Below are 19,352 nucleotides of genomic sequence, written 5' to 3'. Positions count from 1 at the left end.
CGAATTCTCCCCTTTTTAATCATTGATGATCTATTGAACCTTTATTTTAGCGACGCATCGATCCCTTTTACCATTCCGTTCACTAGCTTTTTTTGATAACTGTCAGATGCTAATTTTTGATCTTCTGTTGGATTTGACATGAAGCCCATTTCAATCAACACAACAGGTGTCTTCGACCAATTGAAACCCGTCAAATCTTTTCGTGGAACAAGTCCAGTTCCGTAACTCTTTTTCGCCTTCGTCGATTCAATCAAGTGCTTCAACATGATGGTTGCTTGTTTTTTACTCGTCTTATTGATCGCCTTTGTCACTTGATCATCTGGATATAAGACGGAAATTCCTTCTACCTTTCGATCCGTGCTTCCATCTGCATGAATCCGAACGGTTAAGACAGCTTTCTTCGCATTACAATATTTTGCACGCTCTGCATTGCTGATGTTGACGTCATGTGTCGTACGCGTCATATGTACCTGGTATCCCTTTTTCACTAATGCAGCTTTTAGTTTCAACCCGACTTGTAAATTCAGTTTATACTCCGGAATTTTCGTCTTTACTCCGCTCGTCCCCGCGCTCACTTTCACTTTCATGACCTTCGAGCGTGGAGCGACCGGTTCTTTTGCTAAGTTTTGCTTTTTTTGATGACCCGGATCAATACAAATCGTTTCCTTCTTTGACGTCGATTTCGCCTGTCCATTGAGCGGCGTCGCACTTCCAATCAATAGACTTAACATGATGAGTAAACCAATCCGTTTCACTTTTCATCACACTCCATACCATCCATTTTGCAAAACTTTTTACCGTCCTCTTAACTTTCGTAACTTTCGATAGCCACGAATGAGCATATCGAGCATACAATCCCTCCTATTTTCTATGAACCCTTAGACTACTTTACGAAGTCGTTGCATATCCTTATTCAATGCTGATCGTTTCAAACGTCTATTCTGTATTAAGTATTGCACATCTGACCGGTTATCGTACATAAGTTGGATATGGAAATAATTGATATATTCAAGAATCGCGAATACATATAATAACAAGGCAAGTTGTGTTCCGGAGACCGGAAGCTCAGATCGGAAACGCATCCAATCGATTCCGAACGCACACGCTGTCAGGACGATCAAAGCCAGATTGATGACACGACAGTGACGTAATCGTCGGACGACGGGTACCGGGGTGACTGACGTTCCTTCCTTCTTCAGACGCCTTGACTTGCTGTACCAATACCAAGCTCCTTGAATCAACAACAGCTCAAACAAAAACAGTGACATCCAAAATGCACTGAGTTCAAATAACTGCAGTCGTGGAAAGACACGATTACCAAACCAACTCAGCGGTAAAATCGTGACGACCGTGAACAGCTCCCCTCGGTACAGATAGGCGAGTCGTTCCGCAACGAGTTGCTTCATGGCGTCACCCATTCGATGCGAAACTTACTTCCTGGACCAAGCCGTGCGATCAATGGTTGATCTGCCTCGATCACGCGTCCGAGGACGTTGACTCGCTCATCTGCCGACAAATTACGTTTCGTGATTTGAACCTCGCCCGCGTATCGTCCGTATTTTTCATTATCGATCGTGATCGTTCCAAGCGGACGGGCAGACGGATCTTGCGGGGTCAAATCAATCGACGATGGCTTCATTCGCGACTCGACGGACCGAATGACATCCCGCGCAGGATCAAACCGATTCGTTTCCGTATCTCGTTGTACCTGTCGTCCGTTCGCCACGGCTCGGAGGATGATGATGCCGTCTTGCTCTGCTTCGAATTGCCGAATCGTCGCCTCCGTCAATCGTGGATCCCCAACAAGAATTCGATCAACGGTCGCTTTTAAATCGATGTAACTGGCGAACGGTGCCGCATGCCGGTGTTCTTCAAGTGTCGGTAACGTCTCAAACAACGGTCCACGAAGTGTCCCGTCACCCGGTATGAACGCTTGAACTCGTAATCCTTGCGCCTGCAACCAGGCATTCTTTTCGTCGAACCATGTCCGGTCGAGTCCCGTTTCCGGTCGCGGATAAAAATTATGCCACGCTTCCGTTCGATCGATTCGCAGCCCGTGTGCCTTCATCTCCGTCAATTCATCTGCTGTTAACGTACTGGCGTTCAATGCGACCATCATCTGATTGGATAACGTCGCGATTTGCTGCGGACTGATGCCGTAATCAAGACGGAGTCCGGTTACACCCCAGTCCGTTAACGTCGCTGCCGTCTCCCATGTCTTGCCGAGCGTCGCGAGTGACGCCGGTGCGATGTCCGCTACGAGTTCGAATCCAAGCTCACGTGCTATGCGACCGAGTGCTTGCAAGCGTTCGACGTACAGTGAGGAATCGTCCTCGGGAATATGTAGTGATGTAAAGAGCGACGTAAAGCCAACAGCATGCATCCGCTGTAGCCACTCGCTCGTCTCGTCTGTAATCGGTTCACTTAAATAGATTGATAATCCTTTCATCCACTCACTCCTTCCTTTCTCTACTTAGGGAAAAAGCAGCTGATTCCTTCTTTTTCGAAGGATTCAACTGCTTTTCAATACCTTAAATACCGTCTGCCATCTCTTCTTTGAAACCGAACCAATACGTGAACAGGAATCCTGCCGCGTACGAAATGACGAGACCACCGATGTACGTCAAGTACATCCCGTTGTCGATCAACGGTGTCAATGATAAACCGGATACGCCGACTCCAAGCGCCGTCGTCTTCATCGTTGCTTGGAAGGCACCACCGACTGCTGCGCCGAGACATGCCGTTACGAACGGGCGACCGAGCGGCAACGTAACACCGTATAATAACGGTTCACCGATTCCGAGGAATCCGACCGGAATCGCACCTTTAATGATGTTACGCAGGCGCGGATTGCGAGTCTTGACGAAAATCGCCATTGCCGCCCCGACTTGACCCGCTCCTGCCATTGCAAGAATCGGTAAGAGTGGCGTATTGCCAATCGTATTCAAGAACTCGAGATGGATCGGTGTCAGTCCATGATGGAGACCGACCATAACGAGTGGTAAGAAGAAGCCGGCCAGTACTGCCCCGGCAAGTGGTCCACCGACCTCAAGCACGGCATTGATTGCTTTCATGATTCCGTCAGACAACAGTCCGGCAATTGGCATGATCGCATAGAGTGAGGCGAATCCGACGATCAACACCGTCAACAGTGGCGTAAAGATGATATCAATCGATGCTAGCATGAAGCGACGGATATGCTTCTCAAGATATGTCATCAACCAAGCCGCGAAGATGACTCCAAACAAGCCACCCCTGCCCGCAACAAGCGGTTCACCATAAATCGTGATGTCCGCAAGTACCGGGTTGAATAAAATCCCACCAGCGATTGCTCCGAGCACCGGCGTCCCACCGAATTCCTTCGCCGTATTCCACCCGACAAGGATCGCAAGATATAAAAAGACCGTCCCACCGATCAGCAGTAAAATCTGCATCCATGTCTGCGTTTCGTCGACACCCGCATTCTTCGCGAAGTTCGCCCCCCCGTTGATGATACCGGAAGCAACAAGACCCGGAATGAGCGGGATGAAGATATTCCCGATCCGGCGTAAGAAACGCTTGAACGGTGATTGTTGTTTTGCTTTCACTTTTTGCCGCTCGACAGCTGCTCGTTCTTCTGGTGTTAAATTCGGATCCACGGACTCTTCCCCGATCGCGAGTCCTGTTTCACGACTTAAGTGATCGGCTACCCGATTGACTGTTCCCGGTCCAACGACAATCTGTAACGTCTCGTCATCGATGACCCCCATGACCCCATCAATCCGCTTTAAGGCGTCGATATTTGCTTGCGTTGGATCTTTTAACGATAAGCGAACCCGCGTCATGCAGTGCGCGAGCTGCCGGAGATTATCTTTTCCACCGACGTGCTCGAGTATCGCGTGTGCCAGCACTTCTTCCTTCTTCATCGTGTTTCCCCCTTAGAGTGCGTCACGGACGAATCCGTTTGCTTGCTGTAATCGTTCGATGGCTTCCGCATGCGGAACATTTGCGAGAATCATGACGATCGCCGTCTTGACGTGCCCGTGTGCCTCCCCGAAGACACGCTCCGCCGTTATGGCATCAACTCCTGTCGCCTCACGGATCATCCGCTTCGCCCGGATCTCCAGTTTTTCGTTCGTCGACTGAACGTCGACCATCAGATTTTGATAGACCTTACCGACACCGATCATCGCCGCCGTCGAAATCATGTTCAAGACGAGCTTTTGCGCCGTTCCAGCCTTTAATCGAGTTGACCCCGTCAAGACTTCCGGACCCGTTTCGACTTCAATCGCATAGCGCGCGTGCCCACTGATGACCGCATCCGTATTACAAGAAATCGCAGCTGTCACCGCTCCGACTTCCTTCGCATAATCAAGCCCGCCAATGACATACGGTGTCCGACCGCTTGCAGCGATCCCGATGACCGTATCACGTGCTTCTAACTGGAGCGCTCTCAAATCATCGACGGCAAGCGTCCGACTATCCTCTGCTCCCTCGACCGCTTTGATTAACGCGCGTTCGCCACCAGCAATCAATCCGACGACCATGTCTGGTGAAACTCCGAACGTCGGCACACATTCTGCCGCATCGAGAATCCCGAGCCGCCCGCTCGTACCGGCACCGATGTAAATCAAGCGTCCTCCGTTTTTGAATGACGCAATGACGTATTTGACGACTTCCGCGATGACGGGAATTTGTTCCCGAATGACCGTCGCGACCGTTTGATCCTCAGCGTTCATCACCCGTAAGACATCTTCGACTGTCATCTCATCGAGTTGCATCGTCTGTTCATTCCGACGTTCCGTTGCTAATTGATCTAACATCTGCTTCACCCTTTCTCTTCCCTCCCTTTATTATACAATTGAGAAATTTTAATTCAATATTATTTATTTAAATTTGAAATAAAATTTCGATATATAAAAATAAGGTTTTGTCCTTCTTTTTCAGGCTTGGTCCCTTGATTTCCTGCTTGTTGTAATTTCCTCATTCACAAAGTCCAGTAACGCAGACATTCGCTCCCGTCCAATCGTCGCGACGAGTAACGGGATGCGTGGTCCGTAGGATTGATTGATCGTCAGTTGATAGAGTAGCGTCGCATAGTGTTTCTGCAGGCGAAGTGTTTCCTTTTTTTCAGCTTGCCGTGTCAAACGGTAGAAGGCAGCAAGGACGTCTTCATCCGTTCGGAGAGCAGCGACGAATTGTCGGATCCAGTCCTGTTCCGTTTCCGTCAGTTGCGCATGTAGTTCACGATTCGGAACAGTACTGATTTGAAGTTCACGTTCCGGACACCACTGCGTAACGAAAGTACGGGCACGTGCAATCTGTTCAGGCGGAACGCTCGCGCAAAACACATTTTCAATCAAATCAGTGTCAAAACCAACCATCGGACCAATCATCGTCAACTGCGTAAACGAAACGAGATGAGCAGTTCCACGATGACTCCAACGCAGACTTTGCTGAATGTCTTCGGATTGACGCGATGAGTGTGCGACAAATCGCTCGAACTCACTGTAATTGCGTAACACATCTTCATCTAGCCCGATATGAAACGCGTGATTCGGACGATGTTTCGCAAATAAGAACAGAAGAATGCTCGGTGGATAGACGGCGAGTAGATCTTGCGGAGTCAAGACACCACCGCTTGAACTCGACATTTTTTTCGACTCCCCTTTTAGACGAATGAATTCATACGGGAGATAGAGCGGTGTCGGCTGTTGGAAAATTTCTTGCGCAATCCGGGACGAAACCGTGTAACTTCCGTTTGCTGCCGAATGATCTTTTCCACCCGGCTCGAAATCGACGCCTTCATGCGCCCAGCGCATCGCCCAGTCGACTTTCCAATTCAATTTCATCCGGTGTTCGGTCCGCATATCGACCGTTGCCATATGACCACATCGACAGCTGTAATGGTACGTGGCTTCAGCTTCATCGAACGAATCGATGGTAGTCGCGTCGGTTCCACAAGCAGCACAATAGACGGTCGCCGGGTAAAACGCTGCTCGCTCAGCATCGGATCCTGCCGCTGTCTTATGGTCGATCAAGATGTCATAAATCGCGTGACGATGGCGAAACGCGTGGATGATTTGTTCAGCATAAATGCCAGACGTATAGGCTTCGTGTTGATAACGGTAGCCTGGTGTGATCTCGAATGCTGCCAGCATGGTTTCGAATTGCTGTTCAAAGTACGTCGCGTAACTCATGTCGGATCGATCCGGTGCCGGAACGGCACTATAAGGCATCCCGATATATCGAGTAAATGCTTGATCGACATCCGCAGGCACTTTCCGGAAGCGATCGTAATCGTCCCACGAAAACAGGAAGCGGACCTCTTTGCCGAGGTCTTGCAGTGCACGCGCGACGAAGTACGTCGTGACGACTTCCCGAAAATTGCCGATATGAACGGGACCCGATGGACTGATCCCGGCAGCACAGACGTATGTCTCTTTATCTGGCTGACGTTCGATAATGGTTCTTGCAGTGTGTTCTGCCCAATGCATGATGATTCCTCCAGTAGTAGACAAAAAGCTGATTTTCGCCCGTTAGTTGCCTAAAGGACGAGAATCAGCTTCCCGTGGTACCACCTTTGTTCGTCCGCCTGTCACCAGACGAACCTTCACATGTACAATCATACATGCTCTCGATAATGGGAGAACCCATCGTAGCATCATCCATATCGGAATCCGTACGAAGCTCGGAGGCTTTTTTCAGAGAGAAACCCGGTCATCCGCTCTCACCATCTCGGACTCGCTTGGCACCGTCAATTTCTTCCTACTCTTCTCGTCATCGCCTTGATTATGTAATTTTGATTAGCATACAGATTCATCCAGTTCGTTGTCAATTCTTTTTTGAAAGATTTGTTTATACAATCAATTCGAGTTTCGACAGTACCGATCATCGAATTCGAACACTTATTGTATCATTCCCATCCTGGAAGTGGGCGTGGTGGCTCCTCGACAAAGGCACGATATCCATCGAATCGTAGTCCTTGACGTTGCGGATTATGGTTGCGGATCAAGGGATCACCCGTCTCGTCCTCATTCTGCCAAAATCGGTGTTCCGTTTGAAAGACCATGATCGACGCATACTGGAATCGCTCTGCCATTAGATATTCCCGTACCGATTGCACAACTTTCTCAAAGCGCGAATCTGAGTCGTAGCTTGAGCCAAGGCGTTCTTGTTCTTGTTTTCCCTCGAAAATCTTAACTGAGAAACAAGCATTTTTCTTCGCCATCGGATACTCGATTTCAACGCGAACCGAGTCGACGAAGCGAATGGGTCGTGGTTTGTTCACTTCCTCTTCAGAATTGTGATTCTCTACATAATAATCATTTGTTGCAATCGAGAAGTCCTTGAACTCCCAGAACATATCCCCTTGCGCAATGATCGCATACTCGAGGAACGTGCCGAAGTTCTGTCCAATCGGGTCAGTCTCCTCTGTCGATAACTCATGAAACATCCAGTGCATATACGGTGTCTCATCTGTTTTCGCATCTTCCGTCTGAATCAAGACATATCCTTCGTTTATTTCGCCAATCATCAAGAAGTGATCATAGTCTTCATGGATCAGGTCGTCCTCTTTAGCTTGGATTGTCATTGGATCAGGTCGTCCTCTTTAGCTTGGATTGTCATTTCAATGACTTTATCAAGTGGATAGAGTTCGATACCGAGACCTTGAATCATGAACAACTCCGCTCCATCATGTAAACGAAGGAATGTCTTATATTCACTTGGTAACGTTAGTTTGAACTGTTTTTCAAATGACTGAATCGCCTGTTCCGTCACCGGATCATTTAAATTGAATTGAGCGACTCCTGTATCGTATCGCCGCTGAATGAAGGTCGACCCGTGATTGATTTTTTGTGATAAGACGTCAAGTACCGCTTCGATTTGGTTCATTTCTTTCATGGGTCCCATCCTTATCATTTTCGTATTCGTGAATGATACGACTTCACCCTATACACCATACCATTTTTTCAATTATTTGGTGTATTCCATCCTACTCGTTCTGTGGTATTCTCGTTCTAATATCATTTTAAAAAATTGCATTCGAAGAGGTGACCCATGTCTAAATCATCATCGATGTTGCTCATATTACTTGCTGCAATCTTTTGGGGCACGACGGGAACCTCACAAGCCTTTGCGCCAGAGGATGCACACCCGATTGCAATTGGTGCCGTTCGTCTGGCTGTCGGTGGACTGTTCTTACTCTGTTTCGTTCTCTTCAAAGGAACGCTGACGTTACGCGACTGGCCGGTGCGGACGATTTTACTCGCTGCCGTCAGCATGGCGGCTTACCAACCGCTGTTCTTCTCAGCTGTTTTGATGACCGGTGTCGCCGTCGGTACCGTCGTCGCAATCGGTAGCGCGCCGATCTTTTCCGGGTGTATCGAGTGGCTGTTCCTAAAGAAACGTCCAGCGTTGCTGTGGTGGGCATCGACCGGACTATCGATCACCGGTTGTCTGTTGCTTCTGAACAATCAAGGAACGGTTGCGATTGATCCAATCGGAATCATCCTTGCACTCGGTGCCGGACTATCGTTTGCCGGGTACACGTTCGTCAGTCGAGACCTCGTCAAGACACACGCACCGCTGTCAGTCGTTGCCGTCATTTTCACGACAAGCGCCTTGCTGTTGTCGCCTCTGCTGTTTTTATTCGACCTCTCCTGGTTGTTCACGTCACGTGGTGCTGGAATCAGCCTCCATCTTGGCGTCGTTGCGACCGGAATCGCTTACTGGTTATTCGCGAAAGGACTATCGAACGTACCATCGTCGACTGCCGTCACGCTCTCGCTCGGTGAGCCGCTGACTGCCGCCTTGCTTGGTGTGTTCGTCCTCGGTGAAGAATTAAGTGGTACGGCCTGGTTCGGAATCTCGTTATTGTTACTCGGAATCGCCTTATTGATCGGTTCGTCTCGCCTAGCAGCGCGCCAAACCGTTTTGACAGAAGAACGACAAACTCGGACTGGAGGCTAAATCATGCAAGAAATCACGCTTGAGAAACTACAATTTCGCGAAGATTATCACATCGGACTCAATCAGTTCTTGATGGATGTCGCAAATGGTAACCGATTGATCTTTCATTTCCGTGGGCATACGGAGGAGACGATGGTCATCGTCGGCGACTACAGCTGCAACTACTTCCAATTGACCTTCGAAGCGGATGCGATTCTACTCCGTTCACCGGACCTCTATGAACTAAAAGAAGACGTCGAGATCAATCCGATTCCACTTCTGACGCTGACCGATTCAAAGCTACTGACGTTCGCACGTAAAATGATGGGACTCGATCCTACAAAAGACTGGGTCCATTACTGGCTCCGGGCGTTCGAACAGGATTTTCATGTCTTGTCGCCCCGTCCACCGGTCCTGACCGATCTCGGACATAAGCGAAGCGATACGATCGTCACCTATTCATTTGATTCGCTCATCGTTGAATGACATAAAAAAAGCCCTACCTCGCCAAAGGTAGGGTATTCGTTCATCCCGTCCAACGACTCGCGCCGAACGGTTACTTGGATTATAGATATAAGGATAAGGTTTTTTCAACCGACTGGACGGAATCGACCGGACTGAACCGCTGTACGACACGTCCTTGGCGATCGATTAAAAACTTCGTATAGTTCCATTTAATCTTTGACGACAGCAGACCCGACCGTTCGCTTTTTAGAAATGTATAAAGCGGATGTTCATTTGGTCCATTGACGTCGATCTTCTGAAATATCGGAAACGTCACGCCATAGTTCAGCTGACAGAACTGCATCGTCTCTTCCTGACTCGCGAACTCCTGCTGATTGAATTGATCGCACGGAAAGCCAAGCACCGTGACTCCTTGCTCGTCATATTTATCGTACAATGCTTGTAATTCGCCAAGTTGTTTGACGAGCCCACATTTGCTTGCCGTGTTGACGATCACGAGGACACGCCCCACATAGTCACCTAATGAAACAGTCTCTCCCGTTGCGTTTTGTACGGTTGCATCATATACGGTTTGCATGTTTCCCAGCTCCTTTGCCCCGAGTATAAGACAAAACGCGCACCCTGTCGTTCTCAGACATGCGCGTAATGCTTCACCAAATCGTCTCTTCTTTGTCGCTCAGTTTGATGACGAACGGTAGAATCAAGACGAACAAGAGACTGACATATCCGAGCGATAAGTAATGTTGCGAGTCTTTTGAAATGTACTGCTTCATGCCGCAGTTCGGACACGCTTTCCCATGTTTCGCCAATCCGACAGCAAGCACTTCTTTCGTTTTGAACGTATACTGGCAATTCGTACAACGCACCATCTGATCATCTCCTTCTTCCTTATCTACTGGTGGATTCAGGAAAAAGTTTCATGAAATTGAAGGTAACCGACACCTTACCTCATCGATTCTTCCCGGTCGCTCAACCGAATCAGAAACGGCAAGAACAGGACGAACAAGAGACTGATATTCCCGAGTGATAGATAGAATTGTGACTTCCGGGACATGTATTGTTTCACGCCACAGTTCGGACATGGTTTGCCTTTCCCGTGTATCGTGACACTGACAGCGAGTACTTCTTTTGTGCTGAACTTATACTGACAATTCGTACAGCGTGCCATGACATCATCTCCTTTTCTGTTATCTACTTATAGAGTTTGGAAAAGGTTACGTCGAGTTGATGGGTTGTAAACGCATCTTCAAAAATTCATAGCTTCCACCATTCGTCGCCTGTTGGAAGCGTTCGACGGGAAGGAAGCCACTTTTCGTATACAGGCGAATCGCCCGCTCGTTGAATGTCGCGACATCTAATTCAATTTGTTTAGGTGCATATCGGTCCATGATGAACGAAAGACCGGCTTCTAAAAATGCCACTCCATTTCCTCGTCCCGTCAAGTCTGGTCGCATGCCAAGCCCGACGTCAACGACGTCTGCGTTTGGTTCAAATACATAATAACCAATCAATTCTTCCCGATCCAACACAGCAAAATAATGTTCCGTCCGCTTTGCTGGATCGAGAAATTCTGCTAAATCTTCTTCGTCATTCGGCATATCATAAAATGCAAACGCCCCGTCATATTGCCACTCGTAGGCAATCTGTTCCGCCTGTCGTTGCGTCAGCGGTGAAAATGTATAGCTCATCAGGATTCAGCTCCTCTTCGGTTCGTCAACGCGATCGATTTTTTCGGTAGTCTAACAGTAGCGGCAATACATTTAATCCGATCGAGATGAACGTCAATACCCACAGTGCCCGCTCCATGCCCGGTACGACGTCTTGTAACGCTGCCCAGTCCTCCCGCGCCACGAATTCTGCGACAAGTCGGTATTCCGCGCACAGCGTCAGTGCCGTAAAACTTAGTCCGAGCACCATCAGAAAACGATACTCCTTACCGATCAAATAAAAGATGATATTCAGTGCAGTAAAACCAATCGCTATTAAACCCAGTATGATCCACATCGAATCGTCTCCTCTCACCTCTCCTTTTTACTATATTTGGAATCCATTAATCGGTATATCCGCCTGGAGGTGGATTTTCTGTCCGCTCAGCGAAATAGCGCTCGAGCAATCGATGATGGAGTAATGTTTCGACCAAACGTACGGTTTCGAGCGTCGCCGCAAAATCAACCTGTTCAAAATCCGTATGCTCATGCAGATAACCGACGGATAGGTTAACGGACGGAATAGCTCGTAACGCGAATAGTTTCGCATCACTGCTCCCCCCGTACCGTGTCGTTCGCCAATCTGGCATATCACTCAACAGACCGGCTTGCTCAAAACATGAGCCAAAAGCCTCCTTACAAAAATCAAACTCGCCATAACAGCCCGTAACGATGTCGCGTGTACCGCAGCGATCAAAGACGATTGCTGCGTCAACGTCCTTTAAAAAGGACGCGTCCATCGCTTCCGCACCGCGACAACCAATCTCTTCTTCGACTGAAAAAGCGAGCTTGATCGTTCCGCGGAAGTCAGTCGCTGGGATGCGTTCCATGAGTTCAAGAATCGCAGCGATTCCCGCTCGATCATCTGCCCCAAGAATCCCGTTTGAACTCGTTAAGATTGTTCCTTCCTGAAACAGCGTCCGGTACGAATCGATACGTTCGACGGTATCGAGATGTGCCGATAATAAAATGACCGGTCCTTCCCCTTGATGGTAGGTCACGAGCAGGTTCCCTTTTTCATCGATAACAGAATCGTCAGCAAATCGGCGGACTGCCTGTTGTACGCGACTGCGAATCATCTGCTCCCTTCTGCTTTGTCCAGGAATAGCGAGCCATTTTAGCAGACGCTTTCTGAAGCGTTGCAACTCCAGCTCTTGTATCATCGACGCGTCTTGTTTGATGCGGTATAAGACTTCCGCTAAATCCAGCAACAGCGAACGTTGGTCTCTCACTTCAAGTTGAATCCACCGACTCTGTAAGGACACAGTCAACCCTGGAACCGTATCTGCCGCTAAACGAAGCAGATATCGTTGCTGGTTCGTCAGCAGATCCTGCGTATAAACCCGAGCAGCTCGTTTACCGTGACCGTCACAACAGGAACTTGTCAAAATCCCAAGTTCGTTCATCATACGAACGATGCCTCGGACATACCCGTCAAACAGATGATAGGGTAACGCCTGTCTTCTTGGATCAAACAATGCTTCCATCCCATGATCGTCAAGTGGTGCATAGCGATGTTTTGCTTCTTCGATCCAATCGAGAATCTCTTCATCTGTCGCTTCTTGTTGACCCGCTCGTTGCACGACATCTTGTACACAAGCTGACCATGTTGGTTCTTTGATGACTTCCCCACTTAAAATGCCATATCGGATCCATTTGGTTTCGTTTTTCATCTCACATCGACTCCTTTAATGTTGATACCTATAGAGTAGCAACACCGCTGTGACAGCTTGTCACACACGTTGGTCCGCCCTATGATGAAAGAAAAGAGACAGAAAGGATGACCGGAATGATAACGAGTTATGCACGAGCGCAAGAACTCCAGCGCGCCATTCGGGAAACGACGGATCGAGATGAAAGAAGACAATTGGAAGACGAACTAACGAATCTGTATGTCCGCCAAGCGGAGTACTCGAAATTTTCGGAGACGCCGGATTATAGCGCAGCGCGTCGAGCATTGAAGTTGGCAATCCGCCTTCGTCCGAACCACCCACTTGCGAATTACCGTCTCGGCTATATTCTTTATGTCAAACGCCAGTATGCGGAAGCGATACGTCACTTCAGCCGAGCGCTCGACGGTACGGTTGACGCTACTTTGAGCGACATCCAGACGACGCTGACGCATATGTTCGTCGTCAACTGCAGCATCTACCTGGCTCGCGAATCACTTGCTGAACTCGAATACCGAGAACACGAGGAGCATCCGGATGAAGCGGCACGACTCAACAAATACCGAAACGAATTACTCGTTGAAGATGAGCACCTGTTCGATCGTCTTTACTATCGAAAACTCCAAGACGGAACGGAGACATTGATCAATGAACGTTCGTTTCAGGAATATCAAGCTGACGGTCAAGAAGTGGTCTTACGAAGCAGTTCAGAGGGAACCTTCGTCGAGTGGAAAAATCAAACTATCTTACTGAATCCGAACGGTTTCTTGACACTCTTCGTTATCATCACGAACACGACGTCGACGTATCCTGCGCTAGCCGATCGATTGACGGAATTGAGTGGTCAAGCGATAACGTACGATCATGTCCGTCAGCTTCTCCGTCGTTTACGAAGTGACCTATTTTTCTTCCAGGACATCGTCCAAACGACACCGCTTCGCATGAATGATGGCACACGAATGAATGGCTTTTCTGTCGCTGATGGTGTGAAGGTGACGATCTTATGTCGAGCGGATCATTTGTTAAACTAGAAAGACAAATGGATATCATTTGTAAATGAGTGTTTCGAGCGCTATACTCTTACTTTCGCATCCGCTGCTTAGGAGGAGATTACGAATGGAATCGCTGAAGGAGTCATATGTAAAGCTTGATGGGTACGTCGTCGTCAAAAAAGATGGTGGCCATGTACCACACGAGGAATTTCTCGTCGAATTCACCAGCTGGCTAGAGACAAAAGGTCGTGGCTGGACAGGACTTTCTACTCAAGTCGATCAAGACGGCAACGCCATCGACAATATCAAATAACTACATACCTCAAAAAGACCGGTCGAAGGAGCATTCCTTTGACCGGTCTTTCGATTGCTACTCCATGAAATTGATTCTTACTCCGAATGATTTGTTTATCTCGATTTTTCTTTACTTTCAGATGATAGATGCCGTCTCCATATCCAGAATCGGTCATGATACCCGCTCGAAACAAATGGACGTCCTGTTGACCGAAAAAGAGTTCCTCGGCTAGTTCCTCCTCACGAAACGCAACATCATCACCAATCAGTACAAATCCCGAATCAATCGCAATCTCATGCGAGCGCGTCCATCTGCCCGTCGGCTGTTCAATCAAGAGGTTGAACAGTTGCACATATCGGATGCTCTCCACGCTGAATGCGAGGATGGCTAAGTAATCTTGCAGTGGTTGTTCTAACACGACCTCGACGGCATTAAAATTAGCGTCCGCTTCAATCGAAATCGACAACGGGTTCGGGACAAGCACGATGTCGTTCGCGATTAATGCCACTTTCGCACTTACCTTACCTCGGCTTCGGTAATCTTTTCGAGCGTCAGCATTCTTTCCTTTTAGACGACGAGCACCGAGGTACTACCAGGTGTCGGATCAGCTCAGAAGACTTTCGCCTTCGTGATGCCCACCGCCTCAAGCGCACACGCTTCATAAGCTCCGAGGTTGATTGCGTCTTCGATCGGGTTGAAGAAGATGCCGAGATCACTCGATGTTGCTGTGCTCGATGCCTTTACGGGAATCGGGTAATCCAAGCCCGGTTATTCCTTACTTTTGGTCAACAAAAAAGACAGCTTGTTTGCGGTCTTTTCGACAATAGAGACGTGAGAAGCGATGAGATTCTTGATTTTACTTGGCAATTTTTATCAGCCTATTCCGGTAAAGAGATAAAATGCTTGATATCTCTTAGTCAACTGCTTATACTCGACGCAGAAAAATTAGAGAGGAGGAACTCGAATGCCTAAGAAAATAGGAAATAAACGACCGCTTATGGAAGATTGGTATTGCGAAAAATGTGATAAAACAGTTGGGGTACTGTATGAAAAATCCTCATCTCAAGAAGGCGAGCGCACGGATTACTATTGTTTCCCGGAGAAACATTATTTAAAGTCCGAACTCGACCGAACTAAAAAGCAACGTCCACGTCCTTAATCAAATTGATTAATGACATCCTGTCGAAGAGTCTTTTTCTCTTCTAGCGTCAAACCTAAGATGTTCTTATTTACGACCGGAACCGTCTTGCAATGGCAGTTGACGCGTTGCTTAGCCGACAATGATATATCTCGAGGATACTCGCCAGCTAACTTTCAACATCAAAGAACTCATTCAGCCCCTTCTGCGTACCGCTCAGTGCATGCGACAGACGGGACTAATTCTTGCGCCCTCCGCTGTGTAATCACTCGATACCAATGACAGCGGGTGATTGCCGGTAGGCTTCATCGTCCCCGACAATGGCAGCCGTGAGCGTCTCCATGATGCCGATGCGACGTTGACGATGGATACGTACGCTCACGTATTGCACACTTTACAATCGGATACGGCGACGCAATTCGAACAGCTTTTGAAACGCAAAAAAACCGCTCAACAGAGCGGTTCGTGAGGAAATTCCCGCTTTTCACATCAAGTGTGCAAAAAGTGTGCAATGGGTTTTCTGTAAGTGCTAGAAATGGCTTAAGCCTGCGGACGTTTCCGACGCAAACCATAATATTGATAGAACTGAACTTCGATGTTCCCATTGTACAGCTTCCGGCGTTTCGTCGCTGGGCGACCGTACGCTTTTTCGAACTCAACATACGACGTGATCATATAGACGCTGTAGTATGGGAATTCTTTATACGCCGTACCAATCTTGCGGTACAACTGATGGACTTCACGTGCGTCTTCCAAACGTTCCCCGTACGGCGGGTTCCCGATGATGACACCGAAGTCTTCCTTCGGTTTGAAGTCTGCTGCGTCGCGTTGCATGACGTTGATTGCATCGCGGACGTCTGCGAGTTCTGCGTTCGTTTTCGCGAGCTTGACCATCTCTGGATCGACATCGCTTGCGTAAATCTTCAATGGTTTGTCCCATTCGGCTTTTTCGTTCGCTTCGTTGATTGCATCGAACCACGCCTTCTTCGGAATGCATTTCCATTCCTGCGAGACGAACTCCCGGTTGATCCCTGGTGCGATATTACGCCCGATCATCGCTGCTTCGATTGCAAGCGTACCTGAACCAGTGAAGACGTCGTAGAGCGGCATGTCCGGCTTCCAGTTCGTCAGCATCAGCATCGCTGCTGCCATCGTTTCTTTGAGTGGGGCTGCTGAGTGGAACTCACGGTAGCCACGTTTGTGCAACGCATCGCCAGACGTATCGATCGTTAATGTTGCGATGTCTTTTAACAAAGCAACTTCAATCGGATAGCTCGCACCTGTCTTCGGTAACCATTCCGTCCCTTTGTTGTACTGTTCTTGCATGTGCGAGACGATCGCTTTCTCGGTGATCTTCTGACAGTCACGGATCGAGAACAGCTTCGACTTGACCGAACGACCGTTGACGATGAAGTTCGCATCCCACGGCATCAATTCGTGCCACGGTAGTGCCTTGACTTGATCGAACAATTTTTCGAATGTCGTCGCGCGGAACTCGGCAACGACGAGTTTGATCCGGTCCGCTGTCCGAAGCCACATGTTCAAACGAGGAATGTCCTCCATCTCACAATCGATGTAGACCTTTCCGTCCTCGACCGTACATTCATATCCTAACGCACGGACTTCTTTTGCGACGAGCGCTTCGATTCCCATCGCCGCTGTCGCGATGACTAAGCGTTTTGCCATATCGCGTTCACTCCTTTATTGTTTCTTCCACTGAATCGTTTCATTGCAATAAAAAAAGAGCCCAGGGTGGACCTGGACTCTCGTTCAACTTAAAAATAACAGCCTATGTGGTCCTGTAAGCCATGTTCTGTTCCTTAGTGTTCCAAACGGTTTGACCCTCACACGCAGGCGACAATCATCTATCTCCGTATTTGCATACGCTCTCCTTCGCGTTCAGTTCCGCTCCGGAAATTCCCCTACCAAATTTGGGTTTCTCGCTCGTGGGGTTTACCTCGTTCCACCTTCATGGTTTCCCATGAAGCTCCGTCACTGTGGCACCTTCAAGAAGTTTCGGCCCTATCCGAAGACTTAGGCGTTCCTTCTGCCGTCAGCTTGACGCTGCCTACACTTATCTTTTTGTGTAGCACGATCACTACAGCCATCGCAGGCTGTGCGAGCATGGACTTTCCTCAAAGCACCGAAATGCCCCGCGATTGTCCGAACCAACATAGTCACTGCTTATGAGTGTAGCGTAGATGTCACTTTCCTGCAAGAGGCAATTCTCGTTTTATAAACGAAAAAGTTGCGTCTCTGCCTCATTTCACGGTATAGTACAAGAGTTCAGAAGGGGGCATGTAGCATGAAAAAACGACGCTCTGGTACGAACCGGCGAACGGTTCGCAAGTTGACATTCCTGATCGAAATCGATGAGATCAAGGCACTTCATCTGCGAAACGGCATCTTCGCCTTCTATCGTCAAGGGGAGCTCATCCACGCGTTCGAGCCGTTCAACGTCAAGGCGCCCGATGCACTCTCAAAACGTAGCTATCATTTCGATCAACACGATATCTTGCTTATGAATGAACGTTTCCCTGAGCAAATCCCGTTGTATGATGAAGCAATGACGTTACGCTCTTGGGCTGACCAGGTCGCTTATGGTTTATACCAATTGATCGATTCCAGTCGCCTGTCGTTCGTCCATGAGGATGACACAGGATACAAGATGGAAGCGATGATTACGTGGACTGGAGAGGCATTAACGCCTCCGACGCCCGTCTATAAAAAAGGAAAAGACCCGAAGTAATCTCCGGGTCTCGTACAGCGTTTCTCACTAAGTGGGAGGCGCTTTTTTTATTTCACTGTCAGGAGTCGTTCGACCGTCCGCGTATGGCGTCCGCCGGTCGTCGTAAAGACGAGCTTGTAAGAACCCTTCTCTTTCAACTTATACGTAAACTTATGCGGTCCATTTTTTAAATTCGATTGCGTGAACGTCTTGACAACCTTCCCGTCCTTATAAAGACGTGTCATCGTCTTCGCACTCGCGTACTCATCGAAATAGAATGAAAACAGTTGATTCGGCTTGACCGTTGACGGCAACGAGATCTTCGAGATCGGTGCCGGCAGTGTCGCCAAAATCCCGGCGTTCAAGCGACCCGTTCCATAATGCGACTTCGTATCGCCTGATTTTTTCGTCGCTGCCGCATATAACTTACTGCGCATCGTCGTGTTCGAGACGAATGGATTCTTCGATTTCGCGAGTGCCAGTACACCGCTGACGACTGGTGTCGCCATCGACGTTCCGTCCAAGTAGCCGTATTTGTTCCCGACGATCGTCGAGTAAACCCCTTCACCCGGCGCCATGATATTGAGTCCTTTCCCGTAGTTCGAGAACGTCGAGGCACGCCCAAGCGTCCCGACCGATCCAACGGCAACGACTTGACTCATCGAGCCTGGGAAAAGCACTTTCCCCTTCCCGTCGTTTCCGGCTGCACCGACGACGAGGATGTTTTTCGCTTCTGCTTTTTTGATCGCGGACTCCATATACGGATCGTATTCATATTGTCCGAGCGACAGATTTATGACATCTGCTCCCTGCTCGATGGCATACAAAATACCGTCGCCGATATCGATCGACCCGGCATATTCTCCGTCAAAGACGTCCGCTCCAATCAGTTTGACACCAGAAGCGACACCGACAATCCCTTGACCGTCTTCACGCGCCCCGACGATCCCCGCGACATGTGTGCCATGATCATCTGGTTTACGAATCCCGGAAATCGTCGTCGTTTTATAGATGACATCCTTGAACTCAAGGTGTTTCGTATCAATCGCGTCATCGATGATCGCAACACGAACATCCGATTTCCCGCGGCTGTACTTCCAGTAAGCCGGAATCCGTGACTGATCGAGGTACGTTTGCTGGAATTGGGCAGAATCCGTCGCTTTTTTGACGTCCGTGATCGGAATCAAATCGGCGTCGATATCCTTTTCTTCGAGGTGCGCAAGGGGCTCGACGAGTGAGAACCCTTTTTGTTTCAAGGCACGAATCTCGGTCAGACCTTGATTCGCCAACCATTCTTGTTTTTGTTGTTCTGTAAAGGTTGGGTCGTATTGTACGTATTGAGACTGCGCGAAAGCAGACGTTGGCATGGCGACGATTGTCGCTAGCGTGAGTAGTGCAAGTTGCTTTTTCATGGGAACCCTGCCCTT

Annotated in this window: 24 protein-coding genes and 1 other RNA gene; 6 read left to right on the top strand and 19 right to left on the bottom strand. The window is 48.7% G+C overall.

The annotated features are described in order from the left end of the window. Window positions 1-41: 41 nt before the first annotated feature. The 8 genes from L985_RS06915 to L985_RS17120 form a co-directional block, all read right to left on the bottom strand. Window positions 42-755 carry an N-acetylmuramoyl-L-alanine amidase gene (locus L985_RS06915; protein WP_029341416.1) on the bottom strand — a complete coding sequence of 238 codons (714 nt, stop codon included), beginning with the start codon at window positions 753-755 and terminating at the stop codon, window positions 42-44. Between the two features lie 123 nt (window positions 756-878). Continuing rightward, complete coding sequence (locus L985_RS06910) at window positions 879-1,406, bottom strand: hypothetical protein (RefSeq protein WP_029341415.1); 528 nt, start codon at window positions 1,404-1,406, stop codon at window positions 879-881. Next, the gene (locus L985_RS06905; RefSeq protein ID WP_029341414.1) at window positions 1,403-2,449 is read right to left on the bottom strand and encodes a DUF871 domain-containing protein; all 1,047 of its coding nucleotides are present in this window, start codon (window positions 2,447-2,449) and stop codon (window positions 1,403-1,405) included. Before L985_RS06905 ends, L985_RS06910 begins: the two co-directional genes overlap by 4 nt. A gap of 82 nt (window positions 2,450-2,531) precedes the next feature. Then, the gene (locus L985_RS06900; RefSeq protein ID WP_029341413.1) at window positions 2,532-3,905 is read right to left on the bottom strand and encodes a PTS transporter subunit EIIC; all 1,374 of its coding nucleotides are present in this window, start codon (window positions 3,903-3,905) and stop codon (window positions 2,532-2,534) included. 12 nt (window positions 3,906-3,917) lie between these two features. Then, window positions 3,918-4,802 (bottom strand): N-acetylmuramic acid 6-phosphate etherase, encoded by an 885-nt coding sequence (gene murQ / locus L985_RS06895; protein ID WP_029341412.1) that lies wholly within the window; start codon window positions 4,800-4,802, stop codon window positions 3,918-3,920. A gap of 120 nt (window positions 4,803-4,922) precedes the next feature. Then, on the bottom strand, window positions 4,923-6,476 hold the full coding sequence (gene lysS / locus L985_RS06890) for a lysine--tRNA ligase (RefSeq protein ID WP_051656243.1): 1,554 nt from the start codon (window positions 6,474-6,476) through the stop codon (window positions 4,923-4,925). 419 nt (window positions 6,477-6,895) lie between these two features. Next, complete coding sequence (locus L985_RS06885; protein ID WP_235609875.1) at window positions 6,896-7,573, bottom strand: SMI1/KNR4 family protein; 678 nt, start codon at window positions 7,571-7,573, stop codon at window positions 6,896-6,898. Continuing rightward, entirely contained in the window at window positions 7,570-7,884 is a 315-nt protein-coding gene (locus L985_RS17120) for an SMI1/KNR4 family protein (RefSeq protein WP_235609873.1), read from the bottom strand. The genes L985_RS06885 and L985_RS17120 overlap by 4 nt, the downstream gene beginning before the upstream one ends. Window positions 7,885-8,040: 156 nt before the next feature. Here L985_RS17120 and L985_RS06880 point away from each other — a divergent pair, with 156 nt between their 5' ends. Continuing rightward, window positions 8,041-8,952 (top strand): EamA family transporter, encoded by a 912-nt coding sequence (locus L985_RS06880; protein WP_047395904.1) that lies wholly within the window; start codon window positions 8,041-8,043, stop codon window positions 8,950-8,952. A 3-nt stretch (window positions 8,953-8,955) separates the two neighbouring features. Next, window positions 8,956-9,417: a hypothetical protein gene (locus L985_RS06875; RefSeq protein WP_047395906.1), complete on the top strand. Its 462-nt coding sequence runs from the start codon at window positions 8,956-8,958 to the stop codon at window positions 9,415-9,417. A 79-nt stretch (window positions 9,418-9,496) separates the two neighbouring features. Here L985_RS06875 and L985_RS06870 read toward each other — a convergent pair whose 3' ends face one another. From L985_RS06870 to L985_RS06845, 6 genes are all read right to left on the bottom strand, one after another. Beyond that, the gene (locus tag L985_RS06870) at window positions 9,497-9,973 is read right to left on the bottom strand and encodes a glutathione peroxidase (protein ID WP_047395909.1); all 477 of its coding nucleotides are present in this window, start codon (window positions 9,971-9,973) and stop codon (window positions 9,497-9,499) included. Window positions 9,974-10,046: 73 nt separating this feature from the next. Continuing rightward, window positions 10,047-10,265 (bottom strand): hypothetical protein, encoded by a 219-nt coding sequence (locus tag L985_RS06865; protein ID WP_047395912.1) that lies wholly within the window; start codon window positions 10,263-10,265, stop codon window positions 10,047-10,049. A 74-nt stretch (window positions 10,266-10,339) separates the two neighbouring features. Beyond that, the gene (locus L985_RS06860) at window positions 10,340-10,564 is read right to left on the bottom strand and encodes a hypothetical protein (protein ID WP_047395924.1); all 225 of its coding nucleotides are present in this window, start codon (window positions 10,562-10,564) and stop codon (window positions 10,340-10,342) included. A 46-nt stretch (window positions 10,565-10,610) separates the two neighbouring features. Beyond that, window positions 10,611-11,084, bottom strand: coding sequence for a GNAT family N-acetyltransferase (locus L985_RS06855; RefSeq protein ID WP_047395926.1), 474 nt, complete (start codon window positions 11,082-11,084; stop codon window positions 10,611-10,613). Window positions 11,085-11,109: 25 nt separating this feature from the next. Next, a complete protein-coding gene (locus L985_RS06850; protein ID WP_029341403.1) occupies window positions 11,110-11,400 on the bottom strand; it encodes a hypothetical protein in 291 nt (96 codons plus the stop codon). 46 nt (window positions 11,401-11,446) lie between these two features. Then, window positions 11,447-12,775: a M20/M25/M40 family metallo-hydrolase gene (locus L985_RS06845; protein WP_051656242.1), complete on the bottom strand. Its 1,329-nt coding sequence runs from the start codon at window positions 12,773-12,775 to the stop codon at window positions 11,447-11,449. A 116-nt stretch (window positions 12,776-12,891) separates the two neighbouring features. Between L985_RS06845 and L985_RS06840 the strand changes: the two genes are divergently transcribed. Both L985_RS06840 and L985_RS06835 read left to right on the top strand, forming a co-directional pair. Then, complete coding sequence (locus L985_RS06840; protein ID WP_158513335.1) at window positions 12,892-13,803, top strand: tol-pal system YbgF family protein; 912 nt, start codon at window positions 12,892-12,894, stop codon at window positions 13,801-13,803. Between the two features lie 85 nt (window positions 13,804-13,888). Further along, window positions 13,889-14,077, top strand: a complete 189-nt coding sequence (locus L985_RS06835; protein WP_029341400.1) for a hypothetical protein — start codon at window positions 13,889-13,891, stop codon at window positions 14,075-14,077. Here the strand turns inward: L985_RS06835 and L985_RS06830 are convergent. Both L985_RS06830 and L985_RS16930 read right to left on the bottom strand, forming a co-directional pair. Beyond that, window positions 14,070-14,567, bottom strand: a complete 498-nt coding sequence (locus L985_RS06830) for a hypothetical protein (RefSeq protein WP_029341399.1) — start codon at window positions 14,565-14,567, stop codon at window positions 14,070-14,072. The genes L985_RS06835 and L985_RS06830 overlap by 8 nt on opposite strands. A 101-nt stretch (window positions 14,568-14,668) precedes the next feature. Continuing rightward, window positions 14,669-14,821 carry a hypothetical protein gene (locus L985_RS16930; protein WP_158513334.1) on the bottom strand — a complete coding sequence of 51 codons (153 nt, stop codon included), beginning with the start codon at window positions 14,819-14,821 and terminating at the stop codon, window positions 14,669-14,671. Between the two features lie 202 nt (window positions 14,822-15,023). Here L985_RS16930 and L985_RS06825 point away from each other — a divergent pair, with 202 nt between their 5' ends. Beyond that, window positions 15,024-15,218, top strand: a complete 195-nt coding sequence (locus tag L985_RS06825; protein ID WP_029341398.1) for a hypothetical protein — start codon at window positions 15,024-15,026, stop codon at window positions 15,216-15,218. Window positions 15,219-15,737: 519 nt separating this feature from the next. Here the strand turns inward: L985_RS06825 and L985_RS06820 are convergent. Beyond that, window positions 15,738-16,883: a THUMP domain-containing class I SAM-dependent RNA methyltransferase gene (locus L985_RS06820; RefSeq protein WP_029341397.1), complete on the bottom strand. Its 1,146-nt coding sequence runs from the start codon at window positions 16,881-16,883 to the stop codon at window positions 15,738-15,740. A gap of 111 nt (window positions 16,884-16,994) precedes the next feature. Further along, window positions 16,995-17,368, bottom strand: an RNA gene (rnpB, locus tag L985_RS06815) — RNase P RNA component class B. A 134-nt stretch (window positions 17,369-17,502) separates the two neighbouring features. On the opposite strand from rnpB, the gene L985_RS06810 reads away from it, so the two are divergent. Next, window positions 17,503-17,946: a hypothetical protein gene (locus L985_RS06810; protein WP_029341396.1), complete on the top strand. Its 444-nt coding sequence runs from the start codon at window positions 17,503-17,505 to the stop codon at window positions 17,944-17,946. A gap of 47 nt (window positions 17,947-17,993) precedes the next feature. On the opposite strand, the gene L985_RS06805 is transcribed toward L985_RS06810, so the two are convergent. Continuing rightward, complete coding sequence (locus L985_RS06805; protein ID WP_047395931.1) at window positions 17,994-19,337, bottom strand: S8 family peptidase; 1,344 nt, start codon at window positions 19,335-19,337, stop codon at window positions 17,994-17,996. Window positions 19,338-19,352 lie beyond the last annotated feature (15 nt).

It is taken from the genome of Exiguobacterium sp. ZWU0009 (genome assembly GCF_000798935.2).
GTDB lineage: Bacteria > Bacillota > Bacilli > Exiguobacteriales > Exiguobacteriaceae > Exiguobacterium_A > Exiguobacterium_A acetylicum.
This window is presented reverse-complemented; position numbering and strand designations above follow the sequence as displayed.

What these genes read in the sequence shown, in the direction of transcription:
- L985_RS06910 (WP_029341415.1), bottom strand. Translation starts at nt 1,406, where the DNA reads ATGAAGCAACTCGTTGCGGAACGACTCGCCTATCTGTACCGAGGGGAG.
- L985_RS06905 (WP_029341414.1), bottom strand. Translation starts at nt 2,449, where the DNA reads ATGAAAGGATTATCAATCTATTTAAGTGAACCGATTACAGACGAGACG.
- L985_RS06900 (WP_029341413.1), bottom strand. Translation starts at nt 3,905, where the DNA reads ATGAAGAAGGAAGAAGTGCTGGCACACGCGATACTCGAGCACGTCGGT.
- murQ (WP_029341412.1), bottom strand. Translation starts at nt 4,802, where the DNA reads ATGTTAGATCAATTAGCAACGGAACGTCGGAATGAACAGACGATGCAA.
- lysS (WP_051656243.1), bottom strand. Translation starts at nt 6,476, where the DNA reads ATGCATTGGGCAGAACACACTGCAAGAACCATTATCGAACGTCAGCCA.
- L985_RS06885 (WP_235609875.1), bottom strand. Translation starts at nt 7,573, where the DNA reads ATGACAATCCAAGCTAAAGAGGACGACCTGATCCATGAAGACTATGAT.
- L985_RS17120 (WP_235609873.1), bottom strand. Translation starts at nt 7,884, where the DNA reads ATGAAAGAAATGAACCAAATCGAAGCGGTACTTGACGTCTTATCACAA.
- L985_RS06880 (WP_047395904.1), top strand. Translation starts at nt 8,041, where the DNA reads ATGTCTAAATCATCATCGATGTTGCTCATATTACTTGCTGCAATCTTT.
- L985_RS06875 (WP_047395906.1), top strand. Translation starts at nt 8,956, where the DNA reads ATGCAAGAAATCACGCTTGAGAAACTACAATTTCGCGAAGATTATCAC.
- L985_RS06870 (WP_047395909.1), bottom strand. Translation starts at nt 9,973, where the DNA reads ATGCAAACCGTATATGATGCAACCGTACAAAACGCAACGGGAGAGACT.
- L985_RS06865 (WP_047395912.1), bottom strand. Translation starts at nt 10,265, where the DNA reads ATGGTGCGTTGTACGAATTGCCAGTATACGTTCAAAACGAAAGAAGTG.
- L985_RS06860 (WP_047395924.1), bottom strand. Translation starts at nt 10,564, where the DNA reads ATGGCACGCTGTACGAATTGTCAGTATAAGTTCAGCACAAAAGAAGTA.
- L985_RS06855 (WP_047395926.1), bottom strand. Translation starts at nt 11,084, where the DNA reads ATGAGCTATACATTTTCACCGCTGACGCAACGACAGGCGGAACAGATT.
- L985_RS06850 (WP_029341403.1), bottom strand. Translation starts at nt 11,400, where the DNA reads ATGTGGATCATACTGGGTTTAATAGCGATTGGTTTTACTGCACTGAAT.
- L985_RS06845 (WP_051656242.1), bottom strand. Translation starts at nt 12,775, where the DNA reads ATGAAAAACGAAACCAAATGGATCCGATATGGCATTTTAAGTGGGGAA.
- L985_RS06840 (WP_158513335.1), top strand. Translation starts at nt 12,892, where the DNA reads ATGATAACGAGTTATGCACGAGCGCAAGAACTCCAGCGCGCCATTCGG.
- L985_RS06835 (WP_029341400.1), top strand. Translation starts at nt 13,889, where the DNA reads ATGGAATCGCTGAAGGAGTCATATGTAAAGCTTGATGGGTACGTCGTC.
- L985_RS06825 (WP_029341398.1), top strand. Translation starts at nt 15,024, where the DNA reads ATGCCTAAGAAAATAGGAAATAAACGACCGCTTATGGAAGATTGGTAT.
- L985_RS06820 (WP_029341397.1), bottom strand. Translation starts at nt 16,883, where the DNA reads ATGGCAAAACGCTTAGTCATCGCGACAGCGGCGATGGGAATCGAAGCG.
- L985_RS06810 (WP_029341396.1), top strand. Translation starts at nt 17,503, where the DNA reads ATGAAAAAACGACGCTCTGGTACGAACCGGCGAACGGTTCGCAAGTTG.
- L985_RS06805 (WP_047395931.1), bottom strand. Translation starts at nt 19,337, where the DNA reads ATGAAAAAGCAACTTGCACTACTCACGCTAGCGACAATCGTCGCCATG.